The organism is Bacteroides fluxus YIT 12057, assembly GCF_000195635.1.
Taxonomy (GTDB): domain Bacteria; phylum Bacteroidota; class Bacteroidia; order Bacteroidales; family Bacteroidaceae; genus Bacteroides; species Bacteroides fluxus.
Genome location: NZ_GL882687.1, coordinates 35,629 through 52,416, shown reverse-complemented (window position 1 = coordinate 52,416; position 16,788 = coordinate 35,629). Strand labels below are relative to the sequence as shown.

At 49.1% G+C, this 16,788-nt stretch carries 10 protein-coding genes; 6 read left to right on the top strand and 4 right to left on the bottom strand.

The features are described 5' to 3' along the window. Window positions 1–9 precede the first annotated feature (9 nt). From argS to HMPREF9446_RS13190, 3 genes are all read right to left on the bottom strand, one after another. A complete protein-coding gene (argS, locus tag HMPREF9446_RS13195) occupies window positions 10–1,827 on the bottom strand; it encodes an arginine--tRNA ligase (protein ID WP_009126192.1) in 1,818 nt (605 codons plus the stop codon). A gap of 78 nt (window positions 1,828–1,905) precedes the next feature. After that, a complete protein-coding gene (locus HMPREF9446_RS18765) occupies window positions 1,906–2,076 on the bottom strand; it encodes a hypothetical protein (RefSeq protein WP_157243330.1) in 171 nt (56 codons plus the stop codon). A 468-nt stretch (window positions 2,077–2,544) separates the two neighbouring features. Further along, window positions 2,545–6,453: a two-component regulator propeller domain-containing protein gene (locus HMPREF9446_RS13190; RefSeq protein ID WP_245532283.1), complete on the bottom strand. Its 3,909-nt coding sequence runs from the start codon at window positions 6,451–6,453 to the stop codon at window positions 2,545–2,547. Window positions 6,454–6,659: 206 nt separating this feature from the next. Between HMPREF9446_RS13190 and HMPREF9446_RS13185 the strand changes: the two genes are divergently transcribed. The 3 genes from HMPREF9446_RS13185 (at window position 6,660) to HMPREF9446_RS13175 (ending at window position 13,485) form a co-directional block, all read left to right on the top strand. Next, the gene (locus HMPREF9446_RS13185; RefSeq protein WP_039969552.1) at window positions 6,660–9,926 is read left to right on the top strand and encodes a SusC/RagA family TonB-linked outer membrane protein; all 3,267 of its coding nucleotides are present in this window, start codon (window positions 6,660–6,662) and stop codon (window positions 9,924–9,926) included. A gap of 12 nt (window positions 9,927–9,938) precedes the next feature. Next, entirely contained in the window at window positions 9,939–11,777 is a 1,839-nt protein-coding gene (locus tag HMPREF9446_RS13180; RefSeq protein ID WP_009126186.1) for a RagB/SusD family nutrient uptake outer membrane protein, read from the top strand. Between the two features lie 130 nt (window positions 11,778–11,907). Further along, window positions 11,908–13,485, top strand: coding sequence for a sulfatase family protein (locus HMPREF9446_RS13175; RefSeq protein ID WP_009126185.1), 1,578 nt, complete (start codon window positions 11,908–11,910; stop codon window positions 13,483–13,485). 106 nt (window positions 13,486–13,591) lie between these two features. On the opposite strand, the gene HMPREF9446_RS13170 is transcribed toward HMPREF9446_RS13175, so the two are convergent. After that, entirely contained in the window at window positions 13,592–13,858 is a 267-nt protein-coding gene (locus HMPREF9446_RS13170) for an HU family DNA-binding protein (protein ID WP_009126184.1), read from the bottom strand. Between the two features lie 236 nt (window positions 13,859–14,094). Between HMPREF9446_RS13170 and HMPREF9446_RS13165 the strand changes: the two genes are divergently transcribed. The 3 genes from HMPREF9446_RS13165 to HMPREF9446_RS13155 are packed head-to-tail and all read left to right on the top strand — an operon-like array spanning window position 14,095 to window position 16,769. Beyond that, on the top strand, window positions 14,095–14,778 hold the full coding sequence (locus tag HMPREF9446_RS13165; protein WP_009126182.1) for a rhomboid family intramembrane serine protease: 684 nt from the start codon (window positions 14,095–14,097) through the stop codon (window positions 14,776–14,778). Then, on the top strand, window positions 14,759–15,652 hold the full coding sequence (locus tag HMPREF9446_RS13160; protein WP_009126181.1) for a rhomboid family protein: 894 nt from the start codon (window positions 14,759–14,761) through the stop codon (window positions 15,650–15,652). The genes HMPREF9446_RS13165 and HMPREF9446_RS13160 overlap by 20 nt, the downstream gene beginning before the upstream one ends. A gap of 7 nt (window positions 15,653–15,659) precedes the next feature. Next, the gene (locus tag HMPREF9446_RS13155) at window positions 15,660–16,769 is read left to right on the top strand and encodes an endonuclease/exonuclease/phosphatase family protein (protein WP_009126180.1); all 1,110 of its coding nucleotides are present in this window, start codon (window positions 15,660–15,662) and stop codon (window positions 16,767–16,769) included. Window positions 16,770–16,788: the final 19 nt, after the last annotated feature.

Below are 16,788 nucleotides of genomic sequence, written 5' to 3'. Positions count from 1 at the left end.
GGTATTCTGTTACATTCTGTCAGGCACCTCAATGCCAAGCAGCCCCATACCCAACCGCACCACTTTGGCTACATTCTCAGACAAAGCAAGGCGGAACACCTTCACTGCTTCATTCTCCTCGCGCAGAATGCTGAAGTCGTGGTAGAACTGATTGTATTCCTTCACCAAGTCGTATGTATAGTTGGCAATGACGGAAGGACTGTAATCTTCACCGGCCTGTTTCACTACGGCAGCAAAGTCAGCGACCATCTGAATCAACCCTTCCTCTTTCTCGCTCAGTTCAATATTTGCCGGAATCTGTGCAGGGATTACGATACCTGCCTCCTTGGCCTTACGGAGAACAGACTGGATACGTGCGTATGTATATTGGATAAACGGCCCCGTATTGCCGTTGAAATCAATGGACTCTTTCGGATTGAAAGTCATGTTCTTACGGGCATCTACCTTCAATATGAAGTATTTCAAGGCACCCAGACCTACGATACGGGCAATATTGTCGGCTTCCTCCTTGGTCAGTCCGTCCAATTTTCCCAGTTCATTGGAAGTTTCTTTGGCAGTCTCGATCATTTCCGCCATCAAGTCATCGGCATCCACGACTGTACCTTCACGGCTCTTCATCTTACCTTCGGGAAGCTCTACCATACCGTAAGAGAAATGTACCAGCCCCTTGCCCCATTCAAAACCCAACTTGTCGAGCAAAATGGAAAGCACCTGGAAGTGATAGTTCTGTTCGTTACCCACTACATAAATCATCTTGTCGATGGGATAATCGGCAAAACGCAATTTGGCGGTACCGATATCCTGGGTCATATAAACGGAAGTGCCGTCGGCACGCAGCAACAGCTTGTGATCCAGTCCCTCCCCGGTCAAGTCGGCCCATACGGAACCATCCTCTTTCCGGTAGAAGAAACCTTTCTCCAAACCTTCCATCACTTTCTCCTTGCCTTCAAGGTAAGTATTTGACTCATAGTAGATCTTGTCGAAAGTAACCCCCATCATCCTGTAGGTCTCATCAAAACCGGCATATACCCAGTCGTTCATTTTCTTCCAAAGGGCACGCACTTCAGGATCATTGGCTTCCCATTTCACGAGCATCTCACGGGCCTCTTTCATCAAAGGAGATTCCGCTTCCGCCTTGGCTTTGGCTTCTTCCTCGTTCAGACCTTCACGCTGGAACTTCGCCATCAACTCCTTCACTTCGGCCTTGTAGTGCTTGTCGAAAGCCACATAATAATCGCCGATCAAGTGGTCGCCCTTCTTGCCGGAAGTTTCGGGAGTCTCACCATTGCCATACTTCTGCCATGCCAGCATAGACTTGCAGATGTGGATACCACGGTCATTGACGATATTGGTCTTCACCACCCGGTTACCGTTGGCAGCAACGATATTTGCCAGCGCATTGCCCAACAGGTTGTTGCGGACATGCCCCAAGTGAAGCGGCTTATTGGTGTTGGGAGAAGAATATTCAATCATTACCAACGGAGAATTATCAGTAGCAGCCACAATTCCATATTGCTTGTCAGCATGAATGCCATTCAGCAATTCAATCCAAGCAGAAGAAGCAATCGTAAGATTCAGGAATCCCTTGATGACATTAAAAGCTGATACTGACGGCTCATTTGCCAGCAAATATTCACCAATCTCCTGTGCGGTCTGTTCGGGACCTTTCTTGGACATCCGCAGGAAAGGAAAAACCACCAGCGTAAGATGTCCTTCAAATTCTTTCTTGGTTTTCTGTAACTGTACTTGTGCGGCAGGAACGTCTTGCCCGTACAATGCCTTCAGTCCGCTAATGACGGACGTTACCAGTTTTTGTTCTATATTCATGATTCTAAATGTATTTTCCGGTTGCAAAGATAATGCAAAATTCTGATTAAGTGAGATAAGAAGAAACTCGTTTCCCAACTACGAACGCAGCAAGCCCTGTTTGATATTCGACATACAGCGAGTTGCAACACATTTTGCCAGCACTCCGTCACCACAGCTCTGCACCTCCCTGTTCATCGGCATTTGCGGAGTGATGGCAACCGTGTAGGCAAGTGACGGCAAATGGTTTGCCAGCACGCTTCCGGGCACGAATTCCCTCTCTTATTAAAGCATAAATCCCTATTTATCAATCTCTTCCGAGTATTCATCCGCCCGCACAGCAAGTATACCGTAATAACATTTATTAACGCTGATTTTAAGCGATATTCAACCATGGCTATCGGAATATCACCCGTTTTTCACAGCAAGCCCCGTTCTTCGTTCGGATATGCCTCGTTGCTCAAGCCACCGGATATATAGATCCGAGCCTTGGGATACGGTTGTTTTTTATCCCTCTGCCTAATACTGAATACCGGAAAGCCTTATACATAATGTCCTGATGCCTAATGCAAAACTTTATCCCACGTACCTGGGCTCTCCGGCACAGGCACGTGGGCCCGCCGGTTTACGTACGTGTGCCGGAGAGCCCAGGTACGTGGGACGAAGTTTTACCTAAAGGCAAATGATAAAACAGACAAGGCAAACGCGCATTCCTGCTTATCCTTCCGCGAGTTTCACCTATATATCCGTCGCCGGAAAGATAAAAGAATCATGATGTTTCTTCCTGTATTCCGTGGGACTCATGCCATAACTGCCCTTGAACAAGGTGCTGAAGTTGCGGGCATGCCTGAAGCCGGTCTTCTCGGCAACCTCAGCAACGGGAAGTGCAGTAGTGGCCAGCAACCGGGCAGCTTGTTCCAAACGGCACTTCGTGATATATTCACTGATGCCTCCTTGCAGAATGTTCTTAGTCTTGTTGTAAAGTGCGGCCCGGCTCATGCCCAACTGACAGGCAATAAAAGTCACATCCAGCTCCGTATTGCCAATGTGCTGGCTGACAATCCGGTTAAACTGAAGCAAAAACTGCTCATCCGGATACTTCTGCTCACCGGGCACCGCCAACGGCATAGCAACCGGAGCATAACGTTTCTTTATGGCATTATGGTTATGGAGGATGTTCTGCAACTGCACCAACAGCAAATCCATGTCGAAAGGCTTCGTTATATAAGCCTCTACACCTATCTTATAGGCTTCCTCCATAATCGTATCGTCCACGCACGAAGTGAGCACCACCACAGGAATACAGTTCAGTTCAGCCTTCTGCTTCATGTAACGGCAAAGCTCAAGACCATCCATACGCGGCATTCTGATGTTGCTCAACACTATCTGAGGCAGATGCGAAGTAAGCAGCGGCAAGGCTTCCACCCCGTCGTGTGCCTTATAGACATGCTCGAAAGAAGCCTGCAGGTTACAGGTGAGGTAATCGCACAGTTCATGGTCACTTTCCACCAGAAGGATAGAATGGAACTTCTCGGAAACCTTCGGAAGCATTTCCTCCCTTTCATTCTTGTCGTGCAGCAATTTTATATCAAAGGTATTCAAATAGTCTTTTGACATCGCTTCTATGCTGGCAGCCTCCCGACGGTAGGGCAAGGTAAAAAAGAAAGTGGCCCCCTGCACTGCATTGTTTTTAGCCCCGACAACCCCTCCGTGCATTTCCACCAGTTGTTTTGTATAGGAAAGGCCAATACCTGTGCCATACAGGCCGTGTTTGCCCTGATAAAACCGGTTGAACAGACGGCCAAAGTCTTCCTGCCGCAATCCTATTCCTTGGTCCTCCACATAGACACGGACCATGTTCGAATCTTCATCAAGGCTGGTGGAGACAGTCACGGTAGTATGTTCCTTGCTGAATTTATAAGCATTCTCCAACAGATTGTTGAGAATGATCTCACATTGGTTCAAGTCAAAATACATTTCCCCTATGCGTTCGTCGAGATTGGTCTCGATCTTCATTTGCTGCAAGGCAAACTCATCCTTGAACCCATCGACAATGCCCTGCAACCATTCGTTGAAACGGGCGGGAGACATACGGAGGATGTTCTTTTCCACCTCCATCTTGCGCATGTGGAGAATCATGTCAATGGTGTTTCTCATCCGGCGGGTCTGTTTCAACACATGATAGAGTCTCGTCCGCAATTCAAAAGGAATCAGCTTGTTGTCCGCCAGCTGTTTCAGCGGAGCATAAATCAACGTAAGCGGAGTGCGCAACTCATAGTTGATGTTGACCAGCGCCTTGACTTTCTCTTTGTAGTTAGCGCACTCCTGCTCAGAATACTTGCGCCGCATGCGCCGGTCGTACAGATAAGCGGCATAAACGATTACACTGATAAAGAAAAGCGAACAAAGTATCAGAAACCAGTTTTGCAACCACCAAGGCGGCAAGACAGTAAAGCGAAGCAGCGGAAACTCATCACTCCACTCACCTCCCTTCTCCGTACATTGAGCCGTAAGGGTGTAGTTTCCGGGGGCAAGAGTAAGCAACGTATAGTACGGACGTGAAGTTTCCACATATCCTTGCGTGACTCCCTTGATTCGGAAACGGTAGATGTGCTTGCGCAACATATTGCCATTCTCAATAAAAACCCTCACCTGGAAAGAGGAGAAGTTATAAGGGATGCTCACCTCTCCACCGGAACCGACCGGTATCCTCCGCCTGTCAAGAAGTGCCTCGTGAAGCGACAGGGATACAGGCTGACGCGAATCTGACGGATCCATCGCCATATTGACCCTCAGCAGTCCTCTGGTTCCCCCCATATACACATTACCATCTTTCGACACAAGCACCGGCTTGGAAAGGAAATCGTTGGGCAACACACCGTCCATCTCGTCATAAAGGATAAACTTGCGTTTCTCGGGATGATACGCATAGACTCCTTCCGAGGAGCCCATCCATACCGTTCCTCCATTGTCAACGACCATTGAAGTGATGACATTTCCTTTACCGGGCAGCCGGAACTTTTCCGTATGGCCGGAGGAGATGGAAGTGCGTGTGACCCCGTTGGCGGTAGTAACCCACAGATAGCCTACCGAGTCAATGGCAGTCGCCAGCAAATGCTCTCCCGGTTTATGCCAGAGAAATTCATATTGCTGTTTTTCCTTATCATATTGAAAAACATTGAAACGGTCGTTGAATACAGAACGAGAACGATACTCTCCCATGTAAACCCAGGAACTGTGCAGGTTCGGAATATTGGGATAAACAGGTATCAGGCGGTGTGTTTTAGGCTGATAACGGTAAACGCTATTGCCGTAAAGCTCAATTTCCCCCTGCGGGGTAAGCCGCAGATTGACAGGGGCGGACGAGAGACTGATGCGGTGCTGCACCGCAGGGTCCGGCAGCAAGAACGGACGGTAAGAACCGGTCCGCTTATCGAACAAGTAGAGCCCCTTGGTAAAACTGGATACCAACAGCAAGCCCGAAGAAAAGGGACAGATGGAAACAATCTTCTCTCCTGCGGTGGCTGGATAATGGGTAAATTGTTCCGTCTGAGGATCCAGGCGGTTAAGACCTCCACCGTCAGTGCCTATCCAAAGGATGCCGTCGGCATCTTCCCACAAGCAAAGCGGGCATTTATTCGACAATTCCGCCCACGGATGCTCCTTCCTCTGGGTATAGGTAGTGATGGAGCTTTTTTCGACGCACAGCACCCCCTCACGCACCGTACCCACCCAGATATGGTTGCCCGCCGGGCAAAGTGAAGTAACGGAATTGCCCAGAAAGGAACGGTTCTGCTCCTCCGAAAGCACCTGTACTTCGCGGGTGTCCGGATAGACGATATTGACTCCACCGCCATCCGTAGCCATCCAAACGGCCCCGTTCCATTCTGAGATATCAAGTACAATGTCGTTGCTCAGCGATGAATTACGCGTGTTGTATTCCTGCAACAGCCGCCCTTCCGCCGAATAGCATTTCACTCCCTCGCCATAACAGGAAAACCAAAAGCGTCCCTGCTTGTCACGGAATGCGCAATAGGCGCTCAACGAATCCGGGAAAGGGGAGGGAAACAACCTGCCGTCCTTCAGGCTCAACAACTGCAGGCGCGAATCCGTGCCTATAACGAGCCATCGTTCTCCGTCAAAAGGCAAGGCATGGACTATGGACTTTCCGCCCATGTCCAACGCGATGGAATGGGAAAAACGCATCTGCCCGTCATACACCAGCAGGCCGTCACGCTGAGGTATCACCACCTGCCGGCCGTCAGACAAGATCATGTCTGATTTTACCAATTCTCCGCGGCAAGTCAACACTTTCAACGAGTCGGCTTGCGCATCATAATAGCAGAGCCCTTGCAGGGTAGCAACCCAAATGCGCTGTTCCGGACCTCTACAGATGCGAACAATGTAATGAGTGCGCTGCCGCAACTGATAAGGCAACTCGTACTTCTCCAGCTTTTCTCCTTTCATCCGGTAAATCCCCAATTTAGTGCCTATCCAAAGCGAGTTTTCCGAATCCCGGCACAAGGAGGTAATCGAAGTGGGCAAACCATGTTCTATAGAAATCTGCTTGCAATGGTAATAGGAATGAGGGATGGCAACTGCTTGCAGCCATCCAAAGCAGAGAAGCAAAAAGAAGATGCTTTTCATGATTTTTTGCATATATTTGATTTATTAGGCAAATATACTCTTTTAGACATCTTAAGACAACAAGCGCCCCCTCAAAACTGCACTTACGGGCCTACAGACAACGTAAACAGACAAATCAAGACATTAATTAGACAAAAACAGAGTTCGGCCAACATTCACTTAATTAATTTTGCGGCGTAATAATTAACACCTTTTTAAAATCTTTTATTATGAAACAAAGAAAACCATCTTCATTTCTTGGGGGTTGGCTAATGGCAGTAATGCTTCTCTGCTCTGCCGCGTCAATTGCCCAGACATTATCTATCACAGGTAAAGTGACGGATAAGAGTACACAGGAAGGCATTATCGGTGCAAGTGTATTAATAGAAGGTACCGACAACGGAGTCATTACCGACATCGACGGTAATTTCAAACTCTCCAATGTTCCCGCCAACGGTACACTAGCGATTTCCTACATCGGCTATGTCAAACAAATGATTCCCATCCAAGGAAAGACGCATTTCGAAGTTATACTGGAAGAAGATTCCCAGACATTGGACGAAGTGGTGGTAGTAGGTTATGGTGTACAAAAGAAAGTAAACCTGACCGGATCTGTCTCTGCCGTTAAGGGAGATGCACTGGAAACCCGCCCTGTGGTAGATGCCACGCAGAGTCTGCAAGGATTGGTGCCGGGCCTGACGGTAAGCAACAGCGGTTCGGGCCGTCCGGGTGCTACAGGTACGTTAAGCCTACGCGGACAAGGAAACCTGTCGGGAAATTCAGCCCCTTATGTATTGGTGGACGGAGTGGAAATGGCCCTGTCCGATGTAAATCCCAATGACATTGAAAATATATCCGTACTGAAAGATGCGGCAGCCTGTGCCATCTACGGCGCACGCGCGGCCTATGGCGTGATTCTGGTCACTACCAAGAAAGGCACGGAAGGCAAGATGCGTGCCAGCTACCAGGGAACTGTAGGCTGGACTACCCCTACCGTATTGCCCGACATGGTCAACTCGTTGGATTTCGTGAAATTCTGGAATGCAGGTGTAAACAATACCGGTGCTTCCAACCGCGCCTACAGCGCCGAGAAAATCGCTGACCTGGAACAATTCATGAGAGATCCTTCCAGTGTAAATCCATGGGCGGACTTGCTTCCCGGACAATCATTGAACGCCGCCTTTGAAAATTCCGAATTAGGTCTGGGAAACACGGACTACTTTGACCTGCACTACAAGGACTTCAGCTTCAAGCACAACCACAACCTCAGTTTCAGCGGTGGCAGCAAGAAAGCTCAATACTACATATCAGCCGGTTACTACAACGAAGACGGTATCTTGCGTTATGCAGACATAGACTATACGCGCTATACCTTGAACTCGAACATCACCTCCGAACTGACCAAATGGCTGAAGGTGAAATTCAACACCAAATTCACGCATTCCGACACCAATACTCCGTTCAATGATGCACAAAGCGGACTGGGAGGCGGTTTGAGCGAAGGCTTCTACCACAGTTTGGCACGTTTCCGCCCTACCGTATCTCCAATCGACCCCAACGGACACTTCACGGAGCTTTCCCTGGTTCCCTACCTGCAAAGCGGAACCTATACCAATACGCAACGCGACCGCTTCACCATTACAACAGGAGTTGAACTGCGGCCACTGAAGGACTGGTTTATCTTCTTCGACTATACCTACAAACAGTCCAACCTGGAATATAAAGCACTCAACAAGGCCCCTTACATCTATGAACAGGACAACGAAACATTGACCCAAGTGGCACGTTCGGAGATGGGCATCGTAAGAGACGGACAATTCACCCGCGCCTACGGACGTACCCGCTACCAGACTATCAACCTCTACACCAACTACATGTTCACGTTGGCCGACTCCCACAACTTCACCGTCATGGCCGGTTATCAGGAAGAGGACAACGACTACAGCTGGATGTACAACTCCATCACCGGACTTTACTCTACCAGCAATCCGAGCGTAACCATGGGCAGCGGGGACAAGATTGTGCAGGATACCCGTCAAAACTGGGCCACACGCGGTTTCTTCGGCCGTATCAACTATGATTTCGACGGACGCTACCTCGTGGAAGTGAACGGACGTTACGACGGTTCTTCCCGCTTTGCCAAAGGAAACCGCTGGGGCTTCTTCCCCTCCGTATCTTTAGGATGGAATATTCACCGTGAAAAATTCATGGAATCCGCCGCCTCTTTCCTATCCAACCTGAAACTGCGCGCCTCCTATGGTTTGCTGGGTAATCAGGCCGACGCCGCCCTCTATACTTTCGCTTCCACCATGTCATTGAGCGGAGGCTTGGGAAGCTACATCTTCAGCGACGGACGCCACCACTACACCAACCCCGCAGGCGTAATCAACCCGGAAGTCACTTGGGAGAAGGTAGAAAGCAAGAACATCGGTGTGGATTTCGGTTTCTTCGGAAATGCCCTGACCGGTTCCGTTGATGTATTCCAACGTGACACCAAGGACATGTTGGGAAGAGCCATCGTTCTGCCCGACATGTTCGGTGCAGCCGTACCGTCATCCAACAACGCGTGCATGCGCAACCGTGGCTGGGAATTGACATTGAACTATCGCGGAAAAATCGGGAAAGACATTGACTATAGCATAGGCGGTTCTCTCTCCGATGCCACATCCGAAGTTACCGAATATCAAAACGAAAACAAAGATGATCCGGCAGGACAATGGTATGTAGGCAGGAAAGTCGGCGAAATCTGGGGGTACCGCGCAGACGGACTGATACAGACACAAGAAGAGGCCGATGCCTATAACGCCGCTTATGACCTGACTTACATCAGCGGTAAACTTTGGGAACCGGGTGACGTGAAGTACAAGGACCTGGACGGAAACAAACGCATTGACAGAGGCGATAACAGACTGGGCAACGGCAAAGACGTCAAAGGAAATATGGGTGACCAGGAAATTATCGGAAACACCACTCCCCGCTACCAATATACCCTTAACGGCAGCATCAGCTGGAAGGGATTGACCCTGAGCATGATGTTCCAGGGAGTAGGCAAACGCGACTGGGCACCGGGCGGCGCTTATTTCTGGGGATTCGGCCCTTACGCACAAGTAACCGTTTTCAAAGAACACATGGACTTCTGGACTCCGGACAACCCGGGTGCCTACTACCCGAAACCCTATATCAACTCGGCCGGCGGTGTAGGCCCATTCCAGAACAAGAATACACAGACTTCGGACCGTTACCTGCAAAGTGCAGCCTATTGCCGTCTGAAAAACCTTACTTTAAGCTACAACTTGCCCGAATTATGGGTGAACAAAGTTGGCCTGCAAAAAGTACAGGTATTCTTCTCCGGCGAGAACCTGCTGACATTCACCAAACTGAAAGGCATGTTCGACCCCGAAGCTATCTTCTTAAAAAATACCTATACATCCGAGGGTGGAAAGAACTATCCGATGAACCGCGTATTGTCTTTAGGTTTTATTGTTAACTTATAATTCAGATATCTTATGAAAAAAAGAAATATATTGTTGGGCTTGGCATTGACATTGGGGCTGGCAAGCTGCTACGATTTGGATAAACAACCCCAAGGTGTGCTCTCTACATCCGATCCTTTCCGCACCATCGGAGAAATACAGAACTATGTGAACCGGAACTATGAAACCGCCGTACGTGTGCAGGGATTCATGGCCGGTGGCGGCGGTGGCATGGCAGGAAACGACGTCAACAGCGACGACATGAGTGGATCTACGGCAAACACCCGCCTGATGGGCCAGCTCTCCGTGGCCAACGGCGGCTCATTGTATGACTTTTACTACAACATACGCGCCGTCAACTTCCTGCTTGAAAATAGCCAGAACTGTGATGCCGTAGGAACAACAGCCTATAACCAGCTGATAGGCGAAGCTCATTATTTCCGTGCATGGTACTATTATGCCATGATTACCGAATATGGAGAGGTACCCTGGGTAGAAAAGCCCATTGATCCCAAAATCGAACTGCTGATGTTGCCACGCGACAACCGTACTTTCATCATCGACAAAATATTGGCCGATTTGGACGCGGCCATCACATTGATGGGAGAACAGAACAGTTCCGCCGGCATGCGTATCCACAGAGACGTGGCACGGGCATTGAAGAGCGAAATAGCCCTGTATGCGGCCACTTGGGAAAAATACCACTATATGAAGGAAAAAAACCAGCCCGAGAAATTCTACGACACGGCCCTCACCGAAGCGGAACTGATGGCCAAAATAGACAGTTATCTGGAACAGTCCATTGCCGCCGCCGAAGCAATACGCCAGCGGGGTGTATGGAAAATCTACAATACCGGAAACGTCAACAACGACTACCGCGTGATTTTCGAGACGGCCAATCTGGGCAACAATCCTGAAATACTCTGGTTCAAGATGTACGACGGTGATCAGGTAGGTAACAGCGTAACCCGTTACCTGAACACCGGCGGTGGCGGTATCGGTATCACTGCAAACCTGGTAGATGATTACCTGACTATAGACGGACGCCCCTTCGTGGGCGAGGAAAAGATGGCCGCCAAGCGTAACTACCCCAACGAGCTGCTTCCTACCGTACGCGACCCGCGCCTGTCCCAGACGGTGGCCCTGCCCGGACAACGTCTGCAGCCCGAAAGCCCTACCGCCTACGTAGTCAGCTGGCCTGCACTGGCCGGTGACGGCACCGCATTCGGCACCAACCTGACCGGTTATGTCATGCTGAAGCATATTCAGATTGATTACTCTGGCGACTATATATCTGAATATAAAGGTTCCACTCCTTCCATTCAGTTCCGTTATGCCGATGTATTGCTGAATTATGCGGAAGCTTTGGCTGAACAGGACGGCGCAGCCAATGCAGGGAAAATCATCGAAATTCTGCAACCTTTGCGTGACCGTGCGGGCATGCCCGGCGTCGATTTTGACCGTGAATACAACACATCGGCAGACTATCCGTTCAAAAACCTGAATAAATATGTACAGGCAGTACGCCGCGAACGCCATGTGGAAAAGGCACTTGAAGGACGCCGCCTGTTCGATATCCAGCGTTGGGCAGCCGCCGACGAGTTGATTATCGGCAGACGTCCACAAGGAGCCTTGTTCATCGGCAGCAACCTGCCGGAGCACTACACTACGTTGAAGTACGACCAGCCGAACAATAACAATTTGTATCTCAGCGGAACGGCAGGTGATGCGGAGCGTTACATCCTGCCGGTTCCCCCTTCTTCCATGCCCGACGGGTGGCAGTTCAAACCGAACCGCGACTATCTGTTGCCCATCAAAGAGAGCATGATTAACCTGATGGACGGCCTGTGGCCGCAAAATCCGGGTTGGTAAAGCCATGCAAGACTTCTGACCTTTGATAAATAAAGAAAGAGAGTGTGCCAATACTCAAATTTACCGTCCCTGTATCGGCACACTTTCATTTTTTTATTCTACTTTTGCTCATTTCTAAATATAAAATACCATGAACCCAAAACTAACTTCTACATTACTGTTATCTCTGACCGGAGCAACCGCCGTCGCCTCGCTGGCTTCATGCAAAGGGAAAAAGGAAACAGTTGAAAAGAAACCGATGAACATCGTCTATATCATGTGCGATGATCACTCTTTCCAGACCATCAGCGCCTATGACCAGCGCTATATCCAGACACCGAACATTGACCGTATCGCCAACGAAGGGGCACGTTTCACCAACAGTTTCGTTGCCAATTCGCTGAGTGGGCCCAGCCGCGCCTGCATGCTGACCGGCAAACACAGCCACGCAAACGGATTCACGGACAACACCACCACTTTTGACGGCAGCCAGCAGACTTTCCCGAAATTACTGCAGGCCAACGGATACCAAACCGCCATGATCGGCAAGTGGCACCTTGTCTCGGAACCTACCGGCTTTGACTACTGGGACATCCTGATAGGCCAAGGCGACTACTACAACCCCAAGTTCATCAAGAACGGAGAACGGGTGCAGCGCGAAGGATACGCCACCAACATCGTGACCGACCTGGCCGTAAATTGGATGGACAGCATCCGCAACAAAGAGAAACCTTTCTGCCTCTTCGTTCACCACAAGGCACCCCACCGCACCTGGATGCCCGACCTCTGCGACCTCGACCTGTATGACGACGTAACCTATCCGATGCCCGAAAACTTCTACGACAAGTACGAAGGCCGTATCCCTGCCTCCAAACAAGAGATGAGCATCATCAAGGACATGGACCTGGTCTATGACCTGAAGATGGCGGACAAAGAGAATGAGATTCATACCAATACCGGTTTAGAGCAGGCGGGACGTCACATGTACAACCAACTGAACCCCGAACAGAAGGCTGCCTGGGACAAGCACTACGACCCCATCATCGCCAAGTTCAAGAAAGACAAACTCAGCGGCAAGGCGTTGGCCGAATGGAAATACCAGCAATATATGCACGACTATATGCGGGTAATCCACTCCATAGACCGCAATGTGGGCCGCTTATTGAAATACCTGGAAGAGAATGACCTGTTGGAGAATACAATGATTGTCTATACTTCCGACCAAGGATTCTATATGGGTGAACACGGCTGGTTCGACAAGCGTTTCATGTACGAGGAATCCTTCCGGACTCCACTGCTGGTTCGTCTGCCGGGCGGCAAGAAGGGGGATATCCCACAGATGGTACAGAACATCGACTACGGCCCCACTATCCTCGATCTGGCAGGTGTGGAAGTGCCGTCTGACATGCACGGTACCTCGTTTCTTCCGTTACTGAAAGGCGAGGAAGTGCCCGAATGGCGCAAGTCCCTCTACTATCATTTCTATGAATATCCGGCAGAGCATGCCGTCCGCCGTCACTACGGTGTACGTACCGAACGCTACAAACTCATCCACTTCTACAACGACATCGACTGTTGGGAATTGTATGACTTGCAGGAAGATCCGCAAGAGATGGACAATATCTACGGCAAACCGGGTACAGAAGAACTGACCAAAGAGTTAAAAGCCGAACTGCTGAAACTCCAGGTGCAGTATGATGACCCTATACGCAATATCTACAAGGACTGACCACCTTTTTCCGGCCTGGCCGGATTCAACAATCAGTTTCTTGATAACACAAACAAAAAAGGAGGTGCTTTACACACCTCCTTTTCATTTTTGACTATCGTTATGCCTATTCAGCTGTCAGTTCCGCACCCGGTTTGAATTTAACAACCTTCTTCGCAGCGATTTCAATAGGTTTCTTTGTAGAAGGGTTAATACCCATACGAGCCGATCTCTCTGCAACCGAGAAAGTTCCAAAACCTACCAATGATACTTTATCACCGGCTTTCATAGCCTTGGTTACCGATACAATAAACGCATCCAATGCCTTTTTTGAATCCACTTTAGACAAACCGGCTTCGGCTGCCATAGCGCTAATAAGTTCCGCCTTATTCATAATGCTTAATTGATTAATTAATATGTTACACAAAAGATATCTCTATATTTCATCACAAACACCCACAAAAATAGAGCAATAATTCTGAATATCAAATAAAAACATTAAAAAAAGATTGGAAAACAAGGAAAAAGAAGGAATACAACCGGCTTTTTCTGTTATAGAACAGAAATTATTGCTATTTTTGCCGGGTAAAGCAAAAACAAGTTGCAACGAACAGAACGAAACAACAGATTATGAATACTATACCAACAGTAACTAAAAACCTATTGATCATTAATGTCCTGATGTATATGGGCACTATCGTAGCCCAGCGTTATGGCATTGACCTCGCAGAATATTTAGGACTGCACTTCTTCCTTGCCGACAACTTCAATGCAGCGCAGCTCATCACCTATATGTTCATGCACGGCAGTTTCACCCATATATTCTTCAATATGTTCGCCGTATGGATGTTCGGACGCATCCTCGAGCAGGTGTGGGGACCCAAACGTTTCCTGTTTTACTACCTGGCGTGCGGCATAGGCGCCGGGCTCATACAGGAAATCGTGCAATACGTCCATTACGAGACGGTACTGTCTGCATACGACAGCGTAAACACGGGCTACTCCGTCATTCCGATGAAGGAATATCTCAATATGATGACCACCGTAGGAGCCTCGGGCGCAGTATATGCCATTCTGCTGGCATTCGGCATGCTGTTTCCCAACCAACCGATGTTCATCTTCCCGCTTCCGTTCCCCATCAAGGCCAAATATTTCGTAATCGGATACGCCTTGATTGAGTTATACTCCGGATTTGCCAACAATCCCGGTGACAACGTGGCGCACTTCGCACACTTGGGCGGCATGATATTCGGCTTCATCCTGATTATGTACTGGAGAAAAAAGAACAGAGGAAATGGCTACTATTCTAACTGATTTAAAGGAAACGTTCCGCAAAGGGAACATTTACATCCAACTGATTTACATCAACGCAGGAGTATTTATCTTCACTACGTTGCTGGAAGTCATGCTGCAACTTTTCAACCGTAGTCTGGGAACTGTATTCGAGTGTCTGGAGCTGCCGGCATCGTTCACCCGCTTCGCCATCCAGCCGTGGTCTATACTGACCTATATGTTCATGCATGCCGGACTGATGCATATCCTTTTCAATATGCTATGGCTCTATTGGTTCGGCGCCCTGTTTCTGAACTTCTTCTCCTCCAAGCATCTGCGGGGAGTATATATATTGGGAGGCATCTGCGGAGGGGTACTCTATATGATTGCCTACAATGTTTTCCCGTATTTCCGCCCCATGATAGACTACTCTTTCATGCTGGGCGCATCTGCATCCGTGCTTGCCATCGTGGCTGCCACCGCCTATCGCGAGCCCAATTACCCCATACGCCTGTTCCTGTTCGGAACCATCCGCCTGAAATATCTCGCCCTAATCGTAATAGGCATGGATTTACTGTTTATCACTTCCAGTAATGCCGGCGGACACATTGCCCACTTAGGCGGTGCACTTGCCGGGCTCTGGTTTGCCGCCGGACTCAGTAAGGGAACGGACATTACTTCCTGGATCAACAAGCTTCTGGACACCATTGTTTCTCTTTTCAGCCCCAAACCCCGCAAACCGAAAATGAAAGTACATTATGGCACCAACCGCCAAAAGGACTATGATTACAATGCCCGGAAAAAGGCCCAATCCGAAGAAATAGACCGTATTCTCGATAAATTGAAAAAATCCGGCTACGAAAGTCTGACAACAGATGAGAAGAAAAGCTTGTTTGACGCAAGCAAACGGAATTAGATGACAGATGAAGCATTTCGGAAATTTTGTCGCCCTTATCATATTGGCAGTCAATGCCCTGTTTACAGGCTTGTTGCTTTTTACTGCCTATAGTCCGCACATACAGCCGGTGGCACATCCGGTACAATCGTGCCTGGGACTGACATTCCCCATCTTCCTGCTGATAAACGGATGCTTCCTCGTCTTCTGGCTGATTATCCAACGGTATCGCTCGGCATTGTTGCCGCTGATGGGATTCTTGCTGTGCTATTCACAGATCCGGACTTACCTGCCCATCAACTTCCGCACGGACAATCCGCCTGAAGGGAGTTTCAAACTGTTATCCTACAATATCATGGGATTTGACGGCGCCACCCGAAAGGACGGCAAGAACCCTATACTGACTTATTTGAAGGAAAGCGGTGCAGATATCCTCTGTCTGCAGGAATATGCCACCGGAGGGTCTTCCCACCATCTGTCCCAAAAAGATGTAAACCTGGAACTAAAGGCATACCCCTACCACCGCATCCACACAGTGGGCAGAGGCAAAGGGCATACCAACCGGATAGCCTGCTACTCCAAATTTCCCATACTTTCGGCACGCATACTCAATTATCCCAGCGAATATAACGGCTCTGTCATCTATGAAGTAAAAATAGGGGGAGATACCCTTACCCTTATCAACAACCACCTGGAATCGAACAAACTGACCAAGGCCGACAAAGTGGTATATGAGGACATGCTGAAATCTCCCGAAAAGGAGAAAGTGAAAAGCGGCGTACGCCTCCTCATCCGCAAGCTGGCGGAAGCATCCGCTATCCGTGCCCCCCAAGCTGACACGATCGCCCACGAGATTGCCGCATCGCGGCACCCTTACATCATTGTCTGCGGTGACTTCAACGATACCCCCATTTCGTATGCGCATCATACCATCTCCCGTCAATTGAATGATGCCTTCACCCAGTCCGGACGCGGCCTGGGCATCTCCTATAACCAAAATAAATTCTATTTCCGGATAGACAATATACTGACCAGCAGAAACCTGCGGACTCACAACTGTACCGTGGACAGATCCATCAAGGATTCTGACCACTATCCCATCTGGTGCTATATCTCGGGAATGAAAGATGAAGAATAACATCAAAATAATAAATCTA